The sequence below is a fragment of the Agromyces sp. LHK192 genome (genome assembly GCF_004006235.1).
GTDB lineage: Bacteria > Actinomycetota > Actinomycetes > Actinomycetales > Microbacteriaceae > Agromyces.
Window position 1 is genome coordinate 3466201 of the sequence record NZ_CP034753.1, and the last position, 16583, is coordinate 3482783.

At 72.7% G+C, this 16583-nt stretch carries 14 protein-coding genes; 6 read left to right on the forward strand and 8 right to left on the reverse strand.

Going from position 1 to position 16583, the window contains the following annotated elements; genetic code table 11:
* Window positions 1-98 precede the first annotated feature (98 nt).
* Window positions 99-734: a TetR/AcrR family transcriptional regulator gene (locus ELQ40_RS15740; protein ID WP_205649359.1), complete on the forward strand. Its 636-nt coding sequence runs from the start codon at window positions 99-101 to the stop codon at window positions 732-734.
* A gap of 19 nt (window positions 735-753) precedes the next feature.
* On the opposite strand, the gene ELQ40_RS15745 is transcribed toward ELQ40_RS15740, so the two are convergent.
* A complete protein-coding gene (locus ELQ40_RS15745; RefSeq protein WP_127794536.1) occupies window positions 754-1143 on the reverse strand; it encodes an MmcQ/YjbR family DNA-binding protein in 390 nt (129 codons plus the stop codon).
* 121 nt (window positions 1144-1264) lie between these two features.
* Between ELQ40_RS15745 and ELQ40_RS15750 the strand changes: the two genes are divergently transcribed.
* A complete protein-coding gene (locus ELQ40_RS15750) occupies window positions 1265-5104 on the forward strand; it encodes a bifunctional RecB family nuclease/DEAD/DEAH box helicase (protein WP_127794537.1) in 3840 nt (1279 codons plus the stop codon).
* On the opposite strand, the gene ELQ40_RS15755 is transcribed toward ELQ40_RS15750, so the two are convergent.
* Entirely contained in the window at window positions 5020-5454 is a 435-nt protein-coding gene (locus tag ELQ40_RS15755; protein ID WP_127794538.1) for a YdeI/OmpD-associated family protein, read from the reverse strand. The genes ELQ40_RS15750 and ELQ40_RS15755 overlap by 85 nt on opposite strands.
* 103 nt (window positions 5455-5557) lie before the next feature.
* Between ELQ40_RS15755 and ELQ40_RS15760 the strand changes: the two genes are divergently transcribed.
* A complete protein-coding gene (locus tag ELQ40_RS15760) occupies window positions 5558-5836 on the forward strand; it encodes a glutaredoxin domain-containing protein (RefSeq protein ID WP_127794539.1) in 279 nt (92 codons plus the stop codon).
* Window positions 5837-5964: 128 nt separating this feature from the next.
* Here ELQ40_RS15760 and ELQ40_RS15765 read toward each other — a convergent pair whose 3' ends face one another.
* Both ELQ40_RS15765 and ELQ40_RS15770 read right to left on the reverse strand, forming a co-directional pair.
* Window positions 5965-6840 carry a hypothetical protein gene (locus tag ELQ40_RS15765; protein ID WP_205649360.1) on the reverse strand — a complete coding sequence of 292 codons (876 nt, stop codon included), beginning with the start codon at window positions 6838-6840 and terminating at the stop codon, window positions 5965-5967.
* Between the two features lie 187 nt (window positions 6841-7027).
* The gene (locus ELQ40_RS15770; RefSeq protein WP_127794540.1) at window positions 7028-8029 is read right to left on the reverse strand and encodes an LLM class F420-dependent oxidoreductase; all 1002 of its coding nucleotides are present in this window, start codon (window positions 8027-8029) and stop codon (window positions 7028-7030) included.
* A gap of 99 nt (window positions 8030-8128) precedes the next feature.
* On the opposite strand from ELQ40_RS15770, the gene ELQ40_RS15775 reads away from it, so the two are divergent.
* A complete protein-coding gene (locus tag ELQ40_RS15775; RefSeq protein ID WP_127794541.1) occupies window positions 8129-8512 on the forward strand; it encodes a hypothetical protein in 384 nt (127 codons plus the stop codon).
* A 43-nt stretch (window positions 8513-8555) separates the two neighbouring features.
* Here ELQ40_RS15775 and ELQ40_RS15780 read toward each other — a convergent pair whose 3' ends face one another.
* Both ELQ40_RS15780 and ELQ40_RS15785 read right to left on the reverse strand, forming a co-directional pair.
* Window positions 8556-9755 (reverse strand): hypothetical protein, encoded by a 1200-nt coding sequence (locus tag ELQ40_RS15780; protein WP_127794542.1) that lies wholly within the window; start codon window positions 9753-9755, stop codon window positions 8556-8558.
* 268 nt (window positions 9756-10023) lie between these two features.
* Window positions 10024-11586 (reverse strand): FAD-binding oxidoreductase, encoded by a 1563-nt coding sequence (locus ELQ40_RS15785; RefSeq protein WP_240665828.1) that lies wholly within the window; start codon window positions 11584-11586, stop codon window positions 10024-10026.
* Window positions 11587-11853: 267 nt separating this feature from the next.
* Between ELQ40_RS15785 and ELQ40_RS15790 the strand changes: the two genes are divergently transcribed.
* Window positions 11854-12900 (forward strand): LLM class flavin-dependent oxidoreductase, encoded by a 1047-nt coding sequence (locus ELQ40_RS15790; protein WP_127794543.1) that lies wholly within the window; start codon window positions 11854-11856, stop codon window positions 12898-12900.
* Window positions 12901-12964: 64 nt separating this feature from the next.
* On the opposite strand, the gene ELQ40_RS15795 is transcribed toward ELQ40_RS15790, so the two are convergent.
* Together ELQ40_RS15795 and ELQ40_RS15800 are read right to left on the reverse strand one after the other, a co-directional pair.
* Window positions 12965-14317: a DUF4407 domain-containing protein gene (locus ELQ40_RS15795; RefSeq protein ID WP_127794544.1), complete on the reverse strand. Its 1353-nt coding sequence runs from the start codon at window positions 14315-14317 to the stop codon at window positions 12965-12967.
* Window positions 14318-14480: 163 nt separating this feature from the next.
* A complete protein-coding gene (locus ELQ40_RS15800; protein ID WP_164863659.1) occupies window positions 14481-14897 on the reverse strand; it encodes a transferase in 417 nt (138 codons plus the stop codon).
* Window positions 14898-15092: 195 nt separating this feature from the next.
* Between ELQ40_RS15800 and ELQ40_RS15805 the strand changes: the two genes are divergently transcribed.
* The gene (locus ELQ40_RS15805; RefSeq protein WP_127794546.1) at window positions 15093-16406 is read left to right on the forward strand and encodes a glycosyltransferase; all 1314 of its coding nucleotides are present in this window, start codon (window positions 15093-15095) and stop codon (window positions 16404-16406) included.
* Window positions 16407-16583: the final 177 nt, after the last annotated feature.

A 16583-nucleotide genomic window follows, 5' to 3' on the forward strand; every position in this document is an offset into this window, starting at 1 on the left:
GCGTCCGTGCGTCGGTGCGTCCGTTCTTCCGCGAACGGTTCGCCTCGCGTATATTGATCACACGATCAATACCGAGAAGGTACGAGAGGATGCCCCGGATGTCAAGGTCGCCCCGCACCCGAGCCCCTCGCACGGCACCGGGCGAGCGGCGCGCCCAACTCGCCGAGGCCGCCCGCTCGCTGGCGCTCGACGAGGGCCTCGCCGCGGTCACGATGCGTGCCGTCGCGGCCCGCGCCGGCGTGACACCCGCCCTCGTCGCGCACTACGCCGACGGCATGGACGAGCTCGTCGCCGAGACGTTCGGCACCGTCGTCCGCGCGGAGATCGACGAGGTCGTCACGATGCTCGCCGCACAACCGACGCCCGTCGCGCGCCTCGGCACGCTGCTGCGAACCCTCCTCGACGGCGGCCGCGACGACGTCACCGTCGTGTGGGTCGAGGCGTGGGCGCTCGGCCGCCGCAACGAACCCCTCGGCGAGCGCGTGCGCACCGAGATGGACGCGTGGCAGGCGGTCATCCACGACGTGGTCGACGAGGGGATCGCCGAGGGCTCGTTCCACGCCGACGATGCGGCATCCGTCGCCTGGCAGTTGCTCGGCATGATCGACGGACTCAATGCGCAGGCGCTCGTGCGCTGGCGCGACGCCGGAGCGCGGGGCTCGCTCATCGCCCACGCCGTCGAGGGCATGCTCGGCCTGCCGCGCGGCGCGCTCGCGGAGGCATCCGCCGCGTAGGGGCCGCTCCGGAACGTCCTCAGTCGGGATGCTCCGCCAACCACGCCTTGGCGAGCTTCACGGGCGCGGCGGCGAGGAACGCCTCCTCGACGAGCTCCTCGAGGCGCCGGTCGCTGATCGCGTCCAGGTGGACGAGGATCGCCGGGAATCCGTCGAAGTGCGGCGTCGTGAAGAAGATCGCCGGGTCCTCCTCGGCGAGCGCGAACTTCACCGCCTCGTCCTCGACGCGCGCACCGAGCACCGGACCGGACTGCTCGGCGATCCCGAGGTGCTCGAGATCGCCCTTGCGCAGGGGCCGCTCCCACACGAACCCCTTGCCGTGCACTCGCCAGTGCGCCGACCCCCAGCTGACGTGCTCGCTCGTGTCGGGATACGACAGAGCGAGACGGCGGATGCCCTCCCAGTCCATGCGCGCGAGAGTACGCGCACTCGGGTCGCGCGTCGAGCACCTCGTCGGCGCGCTCGGTGTCGGCGGCACGCGTTAGCGTGGCAGCACCCGGAACCCGCCGGGGCATCCGCGAAGGAGTCGCATGCGCGTCCTCGACGGCTCCGTCATCACCAGCGCGAGCGACCTGAAGAAGGCGTCCGACTGCGAATTCGCGTTCCTCCGCGAGCTCGACGTGAAGCTCGGACGTGACACGGTCTTCGAGCAGACGAGCGACGCCATGCTCGAACGCGCCGGCACCCTCGGCACCGAGCACGAGCTGCGGGTGCTCGAGCGCTACCGCGCCGAGTTCGGCGACGGTGTGGTCGAGATCGAGCAACCCGACTCGCGTGACCGCGACGCGGTCGAGGCCGCCGTCGCGACGACCATCGCGGCGCTCGAGGGCGGCGCGCCCGTCGTCTACCAGGCGGCGTTCGCCGATGTCGGATTCGTCGGATTCGCCGACTTCCTCGTGCGCCGCCCCGACGGTCGCTACCGGGTGCAGGACTCGAAGCTCGCGCGCAGCGCCCGGGTGACCGCACTGTTGCAGCTCGCGGCCTACTCCGAGCAGCTCGACCGGCTCGGCATCCAGCGCGACGACACCGTCGAACTCCTCCTCGGCGACGGCACGACCAGCGAGCACCGGCTCGACGACATCGCCCCGGTCTACGTGCAGCGCGTCGAGCGGCTCCACCAGATCATCGACGAGCGCCTCGCGGCCGACGGCCCGGTCGAGTGGGGCGACCCGCGCTACCACCACGACGGCCGCTGCGCGACGTGCGAGCTCGAGGTGCAGGCCCACCGCGACGTGCTCATGGTCGGCGGACTGCGCGTGTCCCACCGCGAACCGCTCGCCGCGGCGGGCATCACCACGATCGACGAGCTCGCCGCCTCGACCGGGTCGATCGACCACCTCGTCGACTCGACGATCGACGGACTCCGTGCGCAGGCCCGGCTCCAGCTCGCCGCCGAGCGCGCCGCCGCTGCCGCGGAGGCATCCGGCACCCGCGCACCCGACGACCCGCCGCTCCCCCCGCCCGTCGAGGTGCGCGACGCGGGCGCCATCGCGGCGATCCCCCGCCCGTCGCACGGCGACCTGTTCTTCGACTTCGAGGGCGACCCGCTCTACACCGAGGGCGCCGCGACCAGCTGGAACCTCGACTACCTCTGGGGCATGACCGACGAGCACGACACGTACACCGCGTTCTGGGCGCACTCGTTCGCCGAGGAGCGCGAGGCGCTCGTGCGGTTCCTCGAACTCGTGAAGCTGCGCCGGCAGGCGCACCCCGACCTGCACATCTACCACTACGCGGCGTACGAGCGGACGCACCTGACCTCGATCGCCGCACGCCACGGCGTCGGCGAGGCCGAGGTCGACCAGTTGCTGCGCGACAACGTGCTGGTCGACCTCTACCCGATCGTCAAGCGCGCGGTGCGCGTCGGCAGCCGGTCGTACTCGATCAAGAAGCTCGAGCCGCTCTACATGGGCACCGAACTTCGCGAGGCCGACGTGAAGTCCGGCGGCGACTCGATCACCGAATACGTGCGTGCCCGCGCCCTCGTCGACTCGCCCTCCGGCGCCGACCGTGCCGAGGGGCAGGCCGTGCTCGACGACCTCGCCGACTACAACCGCTACGACTGCGTCTCGACGCGGCGCCTCCGCGACTGGCTGATCGGCATCGCACGCCGTGAGGGCGTCGTGCCCGTCTCGCCGGAGGAACTCGTGGAGCGCGTGGGGGGCAAGGTGTACCAGGCGTCCCCGCTCGCGTGGTCGCTGCGCGAACTGGCTGCGCCCGACGAGCCCGGTGGCCCGCGCGACCCCGACCGCACCGCGCTCGCGCTCGCGTCGGCCGCGATCGACTACCACGAGCGCGAGGCGAAGAGCTTCTGGTGGGCGCACTTCCTGCGGGCCGACCAGCCGATCGACTCGTGGGAGAACGACCGCGACGTGCTGGTCGTCGACCCCGCGGCATCGGGCATCGACGTCGCCTGGCACGAAGAGGACGGCCGCAATCCGCGCCGCTCGATCCGGCTCGCGGGCCGCATCGCCCCCGGGTCGAAGTTCTCACCCGGGTCCGACGTGTTCCTCTTGTACGACGCCGACTCCGGCGTCCCCTCGCGCACGCGACGACCTGGGCAGCGCCGCACGACCTACGCCACGATCACCGAGGTCTTCGACGGCGGCATCGTCGTCGACGAGTCGGGCAGCCCGGATGCCACGTGGGCCGCCCTGCCCGTCGCCGTCGGTCCCGGCGCTCCGCCGAACAACGGCGCGCTGATCGGCGCCATCGGCGAGTGGGCGGGAGGCATCCCCGCGACGCTGCCCGCGCTGCCGCAGAACCCGGCGATGGACGTGCTGCGACGGCTTCCGCCACGGGTGCGCGGTGGCCTCGCGCCGGTCGAGCCCCTCGCGCCGGTCGCACCCGTCGCGTCGGGCGACGCCGCGCTCGATGCCGAGTCCACTGCCCGCTCCGATGCCGAGCCCGACTACGTCGGAGCCGTCGTCGACTCCGTGCAGCGGCTCGAGCAGTCGTACCTCGCCGTGCAGGGCCCGCCCGGCACGGGCAAGACCTACGTCGCCTCGCACGTCATCGCACGGCTCGTCGCCGAGCGCGGCTGGAAGATCGGCGTGGTCGCGCAGTCCCACGCGGTGATCGAGCACGTGCTCGAGGCCGTCGTCGACGCCGGACTCGACCCGGATCTCGTCGGCAAGGCCGTGAAGGATCCGGGCGAGGTCGGCGGGCGCGCGTTCACCGCACTTGCCAAGAAGGACCACCTCGCCGGGTTCACGGCAGAGCGGCCGGGCGGCTTCGTCATCGGCGGCACCGCCTGGGACTTCTGCAACGTCAAGCGGGTTCCGCGCGGGTCGCTCGACCTGCTCGTGATCGACGAGGCCGGGCAGTTCTCGCTCGCATCGACGATCGCCGTCTCGGTCGCGGCCCGCAACCTGCTCCTGCTCGGCGACCCGCAACAGCTGCCGCAGGTGAGCCAGGCCCTCCACCCGGAGCCCGTCGACACCTCCGCTCTCGGCTGGGTCGCCGACGGTCACGAGGTGCTGCCCGACGAGTTCGGCTACTTCCTCGCCGAGAGCCGGCGCATGCATCCGGCGGTCGCCGCCCCCGTCTCGCGCCTCGCGTATCGCGGCGAGCTGCGCTCCCATCCGTCGGCCGCCGCCCGGCGGCTCGAGGGCGTCGAGCCGGGCCTGCACCCCATCCCCGTGCTCCACGAGGACAACACGACCTACTCCCCGGAGGAGGCGGAACGCGTCGTCGAACTCGTCGCATCGCTGCTCGGGCGCACCTGGCACGACGCGGGCGGCACAACCGGGAGCCCGAAGCCGCTCACTGAGACCGACCTCATCGTCGTCACCCCCTACAACGCCCAGCTCACGACCGTGCGCGAGGCGCTCGACGCAGCGGGCCATCACGAGGTGCCGGTCGGCACCGTCGACAAGTTCCAGGGCCAGGAGGCGGTCGTCGCGATCGTCTCGCTCGCGGCATCCGACGCCTCTGCGGCACCGCGCGGGCTCGAGTTCGTGATCAACCGGAACCGGCTGAACGTCGCGATCTCGCGGGCGAAGTGGGCGGCGTACCTGGTCTACTCGCCCGGTCTGCTCGACGCGCTGCCGTGGCGGCCCGACGGCGTGGCGCAGCTCAGCGCGTTCATCCGGCTCGTCGGCGCCGATCGGCGCGGCAGCTCGGCGGGAGGCGGCGACCCGCGCGAGGGCGCCGGCTCGATTGGCGGCGCCGGCTCGAGCGAGGGCGCCGGCCCGAGTGGGGGCACCGATCCGGATGCCGTCGCCGCCCCGGATGCCGTCGCCGCCCCGGATGCCGTCGCCGCGAGGAGCGGCGACGCACCGGCTCAGCCGCCGAGCGCCGACACGACCTTGGCGATGCGCCGCGACCGGGTCTCGGGAGCCTTGGCGCCCTCGACGTTCACGACGTAGGCCTTCTGACGGCTCGGCGCGAGCCGGTCGAACGCCTCGCGCAGTCCGGCCTCGGCGAGCGCGTCCGCGAGGTCGGCAGGCGGGTCGACGGTGCGTGGATCGGTATCGAGTTCGAGGTCCACGACGATCGCGTCGCCGCCACCGAGACCCGTGGCGGCTCGCTTGTCGGAGCTGAACGGGATCAGGTACGTCCCGCCCATCGGCGCGATCGTGCTGCGGTACGTGAACCCGTTCACGACGACCACGACGGGCGGACGCTTGCCCGCACCGAGGGACTCGACGACATCGGGTGGAACCTCGATGCCCGTGTTCCGTTCGTCGACCAGCAGCAGTTCCGTCTCGAAGCGCATGCGGGCATGCTGTCACGTGTCGGCGCCGGGCCACCAGCCCCGGGTCACGGCCCGGCTCGCGCAGCTGGGAATACCCCACAGGGTTCCTACGTAGGGTATTGACATGACTTCCCCCACCGATCTCAACCCTGCCCGGATCACGATGTACGGCGCCGAGTGGTGCGGCGACTGCCGCCGCTCGAAGCGACTGCTCGACGGTCGCGGCGTCGACTACGAGTACGTCGACCTCGAGGTCGTCGCCGACGGTGCCGACCGCGCGAAGGCCATCTCGGGTCGCACGAACATCCCCGTGGTCGTGTTCCCCGACGGCACCCACTTCACCGAGCCGACCGACGCCGAGCTCGGCGCGAAGCTCGACGAGGTCGACGCCGAAGCGGCGTAGCCCCTTCGCTCCCGGGGACCCCGACACCAGTCGGCCGAGCCTCGGACGATCGCGCGAACTCCGGAGGATTTCGGGCGAGAACTCCGAGGTTCGTTCGATCCTCCGAGCTTGCGGAACATCGACCCTGATCACCCGTTGATCAGGTCGCCGTCCCAGGTCAGGTCGGCGTCCGCGGGGATCCGCACCGCCTCGAGCCCGGCGGTTCCGACGAGCTCCTCGACGAGCGCGCTCGACCCGCCCACCACGGTCGAGTCGAAGTCGATCTCGGTCGCGAGCACCCACGCGCGGTCTTCGGGCCAGACGAGGTTCGGCGACGGCGCGTTCCAGACCGTGCGAGCCCACGGTGCACGCGCCGGCCAGTCGGATGCCTCGAACTCCGCGATGCCCGCCTCGAACAGCACGTGCTCGCGGTCGGGCAGGGAGAACCGAGGTCCGGCGTCGACCTCGGGGCCGAGCGGCGGGCGGATGCCCGAGGCATCCGTTGCCGAGGCATCCGTCTCGCCGAGCGCGGAGAACGTCAGCACGGCGAACCCCGCGTCCGACAGCATGCCGCCGTGCCCCTCCCACACGGCCGCACATCCGGCGCCGGGCGTCGAGGTGTGCCGAGCGAGCGCGCGCGCGATGATCGCGAACGTCTCGGCGTCGAGGTCTCCCATGCTCGGCGGCGCGAAGCGCCAGCCGTCGCGGCCCGGAATGCCGTTCCAGCTCCCGTTCGCCGGGTCGGTCGCGGCGATGCGGTTCCACTGCACGAGCGGATGCCACGTCACCCCGACGTGCTCGGCGGCCTCCGCCCAGGTGGTGTCGCGGTACTCCCAGTCCTCGGGCGAGGCCCCGCTTCGGACCTCCTCCCAGGTCGCCCCCACCGGCCGTTGTGCGGACACCGGATGGAGGATGCGCGCGAACGCCTCGAACCCGCCGGGCACGATCGCACGCAGGTCGCCGAACCGCGCGACCATGCGGTCGCGGACCCAGTCGCCGCGCGAGACATCCGGTTCCCAGCGCATCCGCTCACGCTACCGGGACGCTCGGTTCGTGCCACCACCCGCCGCCTCCTGCGCGTGCGGGTTCGGCTCACGAGTGCGGCTTGTTCCCACACGTGCGGGATGCATGTCGCACTCGTGGACCGAACCCGCACGCGAACGACGACGCGTGGGTGAATCGGTCGGGACCGAAGCCTGCCGCGAGAAACATCTACCACAGCGCCGGGATGACCTCGCGCTCGTACAGTTCGACACCTGACAGGTCGTAGGCGGTCTCCGGGAAGTACGAGATCGCATAGGCGAGGCCGCGGTCGCGCGCGTCCGACAGTTTCGCGACGACCTCGTCGACGGTGCCGACGAGGGCTGCCGGCGAGCGGAATCCCTCGAGGTAGCGCGCGGTTCCGGCGGGGCCCAGGTACGGCGCGATCCGCGCCTCGATCGCGGCGAGCCGGCGCTCGACGTCGGCGGCATCCTCGCCGACGACCGTGTTGAAGTTCGACGACCGCGTGATCGACGAGAAGTCGCGGCCGATGCGCTCGCAGTGCCCGCGAAGCACCTCGGACTTGCGACTGAACGCCTCGGGGCTGTCGAAGAAGTTGGTGTACGACGCGTACTCGGCCGCGATCTTCAGCGTCACCTGCTCGCCGCCGCCGGCGACCCACATCGGGATGCCGCCCGGCTGCACCGGCTGCGGCTGGAAGATCGCACCGTCGAAGTCGTAGAACTCACCGTGGAAGGTCGCCGTGCCGGTCGTCCACGCCTGCCGGAACACCTCGACGCCCTCGCGGAGCATCCGCAGCCGTTCCGGGGCATCCGGGAATCCGTACCCGTACGCGCGCCACTCGTGCTCGTACCAACCCGCGCCGATGCCCATCTCGAGGCGCCCGCCCGAGACGTGATCGACGGTCGCGGCGACCTTCGCGAGGTATCCGGGGTTGCGGTACGCCATGCAGGTGCACATCTGGCCGATGCGCACGCGCTCCGTCGAAGCCGCGAACGCGGCCATGAGCGACCAGGCCTCGTGCGTCGCCTCCGTCTCGGAGGGCACCGGCGTGGTGTGGAAGTGGTCGTAGACCCAGATGGACTCCCACGGCGAGTCGGCGCGGTCGGCGCGCTGCGCGAGGCCGAGCATCGTCTCCCAATGCCGGGCCGCCGGCTCGATGCCGACGAGATCGAAGCGCCAACCCTGGGGAACGAAGATGCCGAATCGCATGCGCTCCAGCCTATGAGGCTCCAGCCTCATGAGGCGCAGCCGGTGATCTCAGCGCTCTCCCTGATGCCGCACCGGATGCCGGTCCCTACGTTCGGGCGAATGGGCTCCACGCATATCCAGCACTGCGATTTCTCCGCCGCCGATTTCCGCGCGGTCGCCTTCGGGGCCGCCGGCACCCGGCTCATCCGGGTCACCGGTCACGGCCTCTGCCCGAGCGCCGGATGGTCGCTCGACCTCGTCGCGACGAACGGCGGCATCGTGCCGCATCCCGAGAGCCTGTGGCTCGGATTGCGCGAGCAGGAGCCGACGGATGCCTCCGCGCGCGTGCTCACGGCGACCATGGTCGAGGCGATCATCGAAGACGCCGAGGCGACCGAGATCGTCATCCGCTTCGCCTGGCGGCCGTCGATCCGCATCCCCGTGGAGGACTTCGCGACCGGCGTCGGCGCCGAGCCGGGCGCGCTGCTCGCCGGAGTCGACTGAGCACGCCCGACGCGCGCTTCCGCCGCGCCCTTCCGCCGCGCGGCTACGCCAGTGCGAACCGGAGCTCGGCGACCGCCGGGCCCGTCCAGACGTCGCCGTCGAGGTCTTCGCCGCGCACGGTGACGACCTTGCCGCCCTTCGACATGACGAGCAGGGCGAGTTGCGGCAACAGGTCGCCTGCCCGGCTCCCGTCGGGCAGCTCGTCGCCCGCGCCGTTGCCGGCGGCATAGCTGATCGCACCGGACTCCCGGTCGAGCGTGCCGTTCACCGAGGTCGTGAAGTCGAACCAGAGCGTCTCGACGGCGCCATCGGCCGCCTGCCGCGCGATCGCCGAGAGATCATGTTCGACGCGGCCCGCGCTGGCCTCGGCGAGGCCCTGCAACGCCGTCGCGGCCTCGCTGAGATTGAGGTGCGACAACTGGGCGCGCAGCGCCTCGTCGATGGTCGCGCTCGTCAGCCGGTCAGCTCCGCCGGGCACGGCCACGATGCGCCGGCCGTTGCGGGCACGGTCGATGAAGAGGCTCCGCAGCGGTTCGGCCGCGAAGACGAACAGCGGCACCCGGTCATCGGGGTCGATCTCGTGCGCGGCCCGGCGGACGACGTCGACGACGCGCTTGGCGTAGAGGTCGAGGAGCTTCTTGTGCCCCTCGTCGCCGGTCATGCGGCTCGCGCCGGCGCCGAGCGCGTGTCCGCCGGCGGCGCCGCGCGGGCGGTCCTCGTTGGGCTCCCGGTTGGTCGCCTCGTCGAGGTTCGCCACGCCGGCCTGGTCGATGTCGAGCTTGGCGGCACGGTCGGTGGGCGTCGCGTGCCAGAGCGCCCACTCGTGTGCGGAGATCGTGACCGCGAACGCCTCCTGGTCCTGGCTCGGGGCCCGCAGCAGCTGTCCGAGCGTGAAGTGCGAGCCGACGTGCACGGCGTCGTCGAGCCGGTTCGGCAGCACGAACACCTCGTCGAAGCCGGGGGCGACGAAGATCGCGAGCGACCGGGCGAGTCCGCCCCAGAGTTGCTGATCGGCGAGGATGGCATCGCGTCGCGAGCGGAGCGCGTCGACCTCGCCCGTGCCCGCGCCGTCGGCGCGGACCCGTTCGATCGCCTCGTCGAAGCTCGCCTTGACGGCGACTTCGGCCCGCTCGCGCTCGGCGACCACGGGTGACGTCGAGGCGTACACGGTGATCGCCGGGTGGTGCTCACCCGCCAGGGTTGCGAAATCGGCGGCAGTGGGCAGCGCGTAGTGGACGGTCATTCGTTCCTCCCCCGGGGTACTCGCGACCCGCGACCGCGATGTCGCTGTCCCCCCACCCTACGAACCGCTCACCGTGAGCGACACCCCCAAGTGCCGGATGCCCCGTCGCTCGGCCTGCCCGAATTCCGGAACGCCGAGGCATCCGACGGCGTGTCACGCCCTGACGCGCCGCGCGACGGGCGGCTGATCCGGAGTTGAGGCGGGGTGGGAAAGGGCGGACGAACGGATGCCACGGCGCTCGGCCGTGGCATCCGTCGGGGCGTGCGGCTCAGCGCACCGGGTGGTTCGAGCGGATCACGCCGGTCGGGTCGACGGCGTGCTTGACCGCGCGGAGGCGCTCGAGCGCGTCGCCGAAGAGCTGCCCCGGGTCGCGGCGGTGCTCGGCGAAGTTGAGGTACTCGACCTCGGCACGCCACGGCTCGATGACCGAGAACAGGCGGCCGAGCGATCGCACGAGGGCGTCGCCGAGGCCGGGAACGGCCATGCCGCCGGCGAACACCAGGTATCCGGCGTCGAACCCTGCGGTCGCACCGGGCGCGGGCACGTCGAACCCGGCGGCTGCCGCTCGCGCCTCCTCGGGCCGGATGCGTCCGCCGAGGTGCCGCATCTCGATCGTCATGAGCGCCGTGCCCGACTCGGCCCCGACCGCGTCGACGAACGCGCGGATGGTCGCCGGCTCGAGTTCGCGGAGCATCATGCCGTCGCCGAAGCCGGGCGAGGGCTCCGGCGGGTCCATGTGCAGCGCGAGCAGCTCGGCCGTGGGCTGCGGGTGGAAGGTGTCGAGCTCGGCACCGAGCGCGCGCAGGTCGGCGAGCAGCTCGTCGGCCCGCTCGGGCGACTCCTGCACGACGGCCTCGACGACCACGACCGAGCGCCCCGACAGGAACGGCGGCAGCTCGGGCAGCGGCGGCAGGTGCAGGACGCGCCCGACGCTCATGACCGTGTCGGGCAGGTCGAGGGTCCACTCGCGCCAGGCCTGGAGCACCTCGTCGGCCCGCTCGACGGGGAAGAGCAGCATGCCGGCGACGACCGGGGCCACCTCGTGCAGGCGGAACTCCATGGCCGTCACGACGGCGAAGTCGCCGCCGCCGCCGCGGAGCGCCCAGAACAGCTCTGGGTCGTGGTCGGCGTCGACACGGCGGTGCACGCCGTCGGCCGTCACGACCTCGATCGCGAGGACGTGGTTCGCCGCGAGCCCGTGCGAGCGCGCCAACCACGAGACGCCGCCGCCGAGCGTGTACCCGACCACGCCGACGTCGTGCGACGATCCGGCGAGCGCGGTGAGGCCGTGCGGGGCGACCGCAGCCACGACGTCGCCCCACAGCGCACCCGGCTCGACGCGCGCGACACGCGCATCGGGGTCGACCTCGACGCCGCGCAGCTCGTGCATGCGAACGAGGATCGCGTCGGCGAGTCCGTGGTCGGCGGCGAGCGGGGCGGCGTTGTGGCCCGTGCCCTGCGGCGCGACCGAGAGGCCGTAGTCCCGGGCGGTCTCGATCGTGCGCACGACGTCGTCGACCGAGCGCGGCACGACGACGGCGGCCGGTCGCTGGTCGACGGCGAGGTTCCAGGCCGTGCGTGCGGAATCGAACCCCGGGTCGCCCGGGATCGAGAGGTCGCCGTCGAGACGCGACGCGAGCAGGGCGAGCGCTTCGCGCAGGCTCAGCGCGGAGACATCCGTACGCCGTGCCCGCTCGTCGGCGAGGCCGACGACGTCGGCGGTCGGCGGTGTCGGGACGCCCGGCACGTGCGGGCCGGCTTCGACGGCATGGAGGGGGACCGCGGGGGCGGGTGCGACGGCCGGCTCGGCGCCGGGCACAGGGGTGTTCACAGTTGGTTCCTTCCGAGGTTGCTCGTCGTGGGCCGGCGCTCTGGGCTGCTCGACGGCCGGAGTGGATCCCCGGCGCGCACGACTCACCCATCTGAGCGAGGTCGCGGCGGGGTCGCGTCAGGGCGATCCCGCCGATCGCCTCAGGGTTCTCCCTCCTCGTCGCGGTCCGACGTGACGGTCGGGCAGCGGGTCGGACAGCGGCCGGACGACGGGCCGGGTCGGGTCAGGGCGGAATAGCTCGGGAGGGGCATCCGTTGACCTGTGACGATGACCGCTTCGCCCGCCCTCTCCGTCCTCGACCTCGTTCCGGTGCGAACCGGCCAGACCTCGGCCGATGCCGTCGCCGCGTCGCTCGCACTCGCGCAGGCCGCCGACCGGCTCGGCTACGAGCGTTACTGGTTCGCCGAGCACCACAACATGCCGGCCGTGGCCTCGACGACGCCGCCCGTGCTGATCGCGGCGACGGTCGCGCGCACCGAGCGGATCCGCGTGGGCTCGGGCGGCGTGATGCTGCCCAACCACGCGCCGCTCGTCGTCGCCGAGCAGTTCGCGGCCCTCGAGGCCATCGCGCCCGGGCGCATCGACCTCGGCATCGGGCGTGCCCCCGGCAGCGACCCGGTGATCACGCAGCTGCTGCGCATCTCGGGGCCGACGGCCGACGTCGACCGGTTCCCCGACCACGTGTCCGACATCATGAGCCTGCTCTCGCCCGACGGGGCGACGCTGCGGCTCACGAGCGGCCGAGAGTACGCGATCACCGCGACGCCCGCGGCATCCGACGTGCCGACGGTGTGGCTGCTCGGCTCGAGCGACTACTCGGCGAAGCTCGCGGCCGAGCTCGGGCTTCCGTACGTCTTCGCGTACCACTTCTCGGGCGACGGGCTCGAGCGCGCCCTCGAGCTGTACCGCTCCGAGTACCGGCCCAGCGAAGCGCACCCGGAGCCGCGCACGATGCTGCCCGTGAACGCGTCGGTCGCCCCCACCGTCGAGGAGGCGAACGATCGCGCGCTGCCGCATCTGCGGTCGATGGCGCGCCTGCGTTCGAACCGGCCGATGCGCCCGCTCGAGACGATCGAGGAGGCGCTCGCCGCGCCGCGCGACTCGATCGGCGAGGAGCTCATCGCCGGGATGCGCCGGCGCTGGATCATCGGGGATGCCGCCGGCGCGGCGGCCGAGGTGCGTGCGCTCGCCGCGCGAGCCGGCGTCGACGAGGTCATGATCTCGCCGATCGCGGGTGCGCACGACGGCGAGCCGGCGGATGCCGCCCCCGGTCGCGTGCAGACCCTGGCGCTGCTGGCGGGCGAACTCGGCTGACGGCGCGTGTGCGCGCGGGCGGGCGGCGGCGCACCGCGTCGACGTCAGTCGCGCGGCGACGACGTCACCCGCGCTGCGACGCCTGACCGACCGGCGCGCCGTCGGAGTCCTGCTCCCACTCGCGCACGGCGCGCGCCGCGATGAACGGCGCCCGCTGATCGGCCCACTCCTCGACCGCGGCGAGCTCGGCCTGCTCCTGCGCGGCGACGAACGCGTCGGCGACCCGTCGGCCCGACTCCCGCCTGAGCTCGGCCCGGTACTCGGAGACCTCGAGCCGCGGTGCCGACTCGTCGCGCGCGCGCCGCAGTCGATCGGCGGCCCGCTCGCGTTCGCCGGCGACGATCGTGTCGTCGGTGATCGTCGCGATGTCGTCGTAGGCGGTCGGCGCCATGAGGTTCTGCAGGGTCTTCGTGAGCACGGGCATGAGCTCGATGCACACGAACAGCAGCGCGATCATGAGGTGCGCGAACGCGAGCAGGCCGTTGCGTTCGCCGATGCGCCACAGCGCCTCGAGGCGTGCGAGCATGCCCGAGCTCTGGTCGGCGGCCGCCTCGAACCGCGCGGTCTCGACATCGCGCGCGGCGGTCAGCCGCTCGAGTTCCGCACTGTCGGCCTCGAGGGCCTGTCGGGCCTGGTCGACCGCGGCGGCCGAGCCGGCCTCGATGCGGGCCTCGGCCTGCGCCTTCGCGTCGGCCTCGGCGGCCTTCGCGGCCTCGAGCGCGGCGAGCTTGCCGTCGCGGTCGAGCTTCTTCGACTGCGTGATCGGCCCGTCGCCGACGATGCCCGTGCCGCCCGTGCCGTCGAGCTCGGCCAGCCACACGCGGTTCGCCTCGTCGTAGGCGGCCTGCGCGGCGGCGGTCGCCGCCTGTGCCGCGACGTAGTCGGCGTCGCCGGCGAGCGCGGCGCGGCCGCCGTCGGCGATGAGGGCGCGCTGCTCGGCCACGCGCTGCTCGAGTTCATCGAGTCCGGCGTACCGCGGGTCGGCGGCGAGCTCCTCCTCGAAGGCCTGCTTCGCCTCGAGCACCATGACCTGGGTCTCCGCGGTGACCTCGCGCTCGAACACCTGCAGGGTGAGCGGGGTCGCGACGACGACGCCGATCACGAGGGCGAGACCCACCCGAGGCAGCGCCATGAGCAGGTTCGCCGACGCCTTGGGCTGGCGCGGCATCCCGACGACGAGCATCCGGTCGATGGCGAGGATCACGAGTCCCCAGACGATCCCGGCGACGACCGCGACCCAGGCCGGCGCCGCGAGCGCCAGGATCAGCGCATACGACGCGGCGAACGCGGAGACGGCTGCGGTCGCGATGAGCACGAGCCCCATCGCGAGGTATCGCGGGCGCTGGCCGGGGGCCAGCGGCAGCACGTCGGGCCGCGCACCCCCGAAGGTCGCAAGCCTGTCTCCGAGCCGGCTCATCGGTCCCCCCGATCCGTCGCGCGCCGGGGCGCAGCACGCCCCGGCCGAATCGTCAGGCTACGCCGATGACGGATGACTGTCACTGGGGGAATCCCCCGATCGGACCCTGAGCCCGGCGCGCTCACGCCGCCGGGCTCAGGCCGTCGCGCTCAGGTCGTCGGGCTCACGCCGCCAGGCCGAGCCTGCGCAGGTCGTCGTTCGACGCACGGTACTCGGCGCCGGCCTCGACGACCTCCTCGCGACGTACGCGGGCGCCGTTCTGCACCCTCGCGCCCCTGCCGATCTCGACGTAGGGGCCGAGCACGGCGTTGCGCCCGACGACGGCGCCGGGTCCGACGTGCGCGCGCACGCCGATGACGGCCCGTTCGGCGACGATCGCGTCGCGCTCGATCCAGGCTCCGGGGCCGATGTTGGCATTGGGTTGCACTTCGGCTCCGGGGTCGACGTAGGCCGTCGGGTCGACGAACGCGCTCGCGTGGACCTTGGCATTCGAGGCGACGAGCCCCTTGCCGTTGGGGTGCTTGCGGTATCGGCGCAGCACGCCTGAGTCGTCCTCGAACTCGACGTAGTGGATGCCCACGTGCTCCTCCCTTCGCGGACGGTCCGATTCCGTCCGGACATACGTACAACACGCGACCTGACCGGGGAATTCCCGGGCTCTCGGTGCCTCCCCGGAGGTGCGACGAGGGGTGCCACCGAAATCGGTGAGGGCTGGCACTGAACGGCGCCGGAATCGCTTGTCGAGGGTTTCTCGGCATGGCTAGCGTCGCTCGTCATGTCCACCTATCTCCTCTGCGCCAACCCCATCGAGGGGCACGTCGGCCCCGTCGTCGCCGTCGCCCGCGACCTCGTCTTCCGAGGCCATGACGTGACCGTCCTCACCGGCTCTCGCTTCCGCGCCCGGGTCGAAGCCGTCGGCGCCTCCCACCGCCCACTCGGCGGCATCGCCGACTACGACGACCGGTCCATGCACGACCTGCTTCCCGACCGCGACGCGCACCGCGGCATCGCCAAGCTGGAGTACGACATCCAGACGGTGTTCATCCGCCCCATCCCCGACCAATACCGCGCCGTCGACGAGGCGGTGTCCCACCTGCGTCCCGACGCGATCATCGCTGAGTCGGCCTTCGCCGGCGTGGTTCCGCTGCTGCTCGACGATCCGGCCGGTCGCCCCCCGGTCGTCGGCCTCGGCGTGCTGCCGCTCAGCCAGTCCGGGCCGGATGTCGCGCCCTACGGACTGGGGCTCACCCCGAGCCGCACCCGGCTCGGCCGCCTTCGCAATCGCGCACTGAACCTGTTCGTGCAGAAGGTCGTGTTCCGGCGCACCCAGCGGTTCGCGAGCGACATCCTGCGCTCGCTCGACCGGCCCGAGCCCGACTTCTTCATCCTCGACCTCACGGCGAAGTTCGACCGGTTCCTGCAACTGTCGGCCGAGGAGTTCGAGTACCCGCGCGAGCGGCTCTCCCGCAACGTCCGCTTCGCCGGCACGGTGCTGCCGCCGGCGCCCGATGCCGGCCCCCTGCCCGACTGGTGGGACGAACTCGACGGCACCCGCCGGGTCGTCCACGTGAGCCAGGGCACGATCGACAACGCGGACTTCGACCGACTCGTACGCCCGACCCTCGACGCCCTCGACGGCGAGGACCTGCTGGTCGTCGTCTCGACGGGCGGACGCCCGGTCTCGGAGCTCGGCGAGCTGCCGCCGAACGCTCGGGCCGCCGAGTTCCTCCCGTACGACCTGCTCTTCCCGAAGCTGGACCTGTTCGTGACGAACGCGGGCTACGGCGGTGTGCAGTACGCGCTGAGCCACGGCGTGCCGCTGGTCGTCGCGGGCGACACCGAGGACAAGCCCGAGGTGTCGGCGCGCGTCGGTTGGACGGGGGTGGGTGCGAACCTGCGCACGGGCACCCCGGGGGCACGTGCCATCGGGGCGGCGGTCCAGCGCGTGCTCGCCGATCGCGGCTACAGCGACCGCGCGACCGCGCTCGCGAACGCCGTCCGCGACTACGACGCGTACGAGATCATCGCCGAGGAGCTCGACCGGGCGGTCGCCGCGTCGGCCCTCCTCGAGGAGCTCCCCGTCGGCTGATCCGGCGGCGTGCGCGGGGCGCCGCGCGGGCCGGTGCGCGGGTCGGTGCGCAGGTCGGTGCGCGCGGCGCGGCCCGCGGCCGGCTCGCGCGCCTGCGCCGCGGCATCCGATCGGATGCGGCGGGATCACGCAGGCGAGGTTAGGCTCTCCTTGCCGAACGGATGCCCCGGTCGGCGC

Excerpts from the sequence above, each read along its gene's own strand:
- ELQ40_RS15740 (WP_205649359.1), top strand. The coding sequence starts at position 99 with ATGTCAAGGTCGCCCCGCACCCGAGCCCCTCGCACGGCACCGGGCGAG.
- ELQ40_RS15745 (WP_127794536.1), bottom strand. The coding sequence starts at position 1,143 with ATGGACTGGGAGGGCATCCGCCGTCTCGCTCTGTCGTATCCCGACACG.
- ELQ40_RS15750 (WP_127794537.1), top strand. The coding sequence starts at position 1,265 with ATGCGCGTCCTCGACGGCTCCGTCATCACCAGCGCGAGCGACCTGAAG.
- ELQ40_RS15755 (WP_127794538.1), bottom strand. The coding sequence starts at position 5,454 with ATGCGCTTCGAGACGGAACTGCTGCTGGTCGACGAACGGAACACGGGC.
- ELQ40_RS15760 (WP_127794539.1), top strand. The coding sequence starts at position 5,558 with ATGACTTCCCCCACCGATCTCAACCCTGCCCGGATCACGATGTACGGC.
- ELQ40_RS15765 (WP_205649360.1), bottom strand. The coding sequence starts at position 6,840 with ATGCGCTGGGAACCGGATGTCTCGCGCGGCGACTGGGTCCGCGACCGC.
- ELQ40_RS15770 (WP_127794540.1), bottom strand. The coding sequence starts at position 8,029 with ATGCGATTCGGCATCTTCGTTCCCCAGGGTTGGCGCTTCGATCTCGTC.
- ELQ40_RS15775 (WP_127794541.1), top strand. The coding sequence starts at position 8,129 with ATGGGCTCCACGCATATCCAGCACTGCGATTTCTCCGCCGCCGATTTC.
- ELQ40_RS15780 (WP_127794542.1), bottom strand. The coding sequence starts at position 9,755 with ATGACCGTCCACTACGCGCTGCCCACTGCCGCCGATTTCGCAACCCTG.
- ELQ40_RS15790 (WP_127794543.1), top strand. The coding sequence starts at position 11,854 with ATGACCGCTTCGCCCGCCCTCTCCGTCCTCGACCTCGTTCCGGTGCGA.
- ELQ40_RS15795 (WP_127794544.1), bottom strand. The coding sequence starts at position 14,317 with ATGAGCCGGCTCGGAGACAGGCTTGCGACCTTCGGGGGTGCGCGGCCC.
- ELQ40_RS15805 (WP_127794546.1), top strand. The coding sequence starts at position 15,093 with ATGTCCACCTATCTCCTCTGCGCCAACCCCATCGAGGGGCACGTCGGC.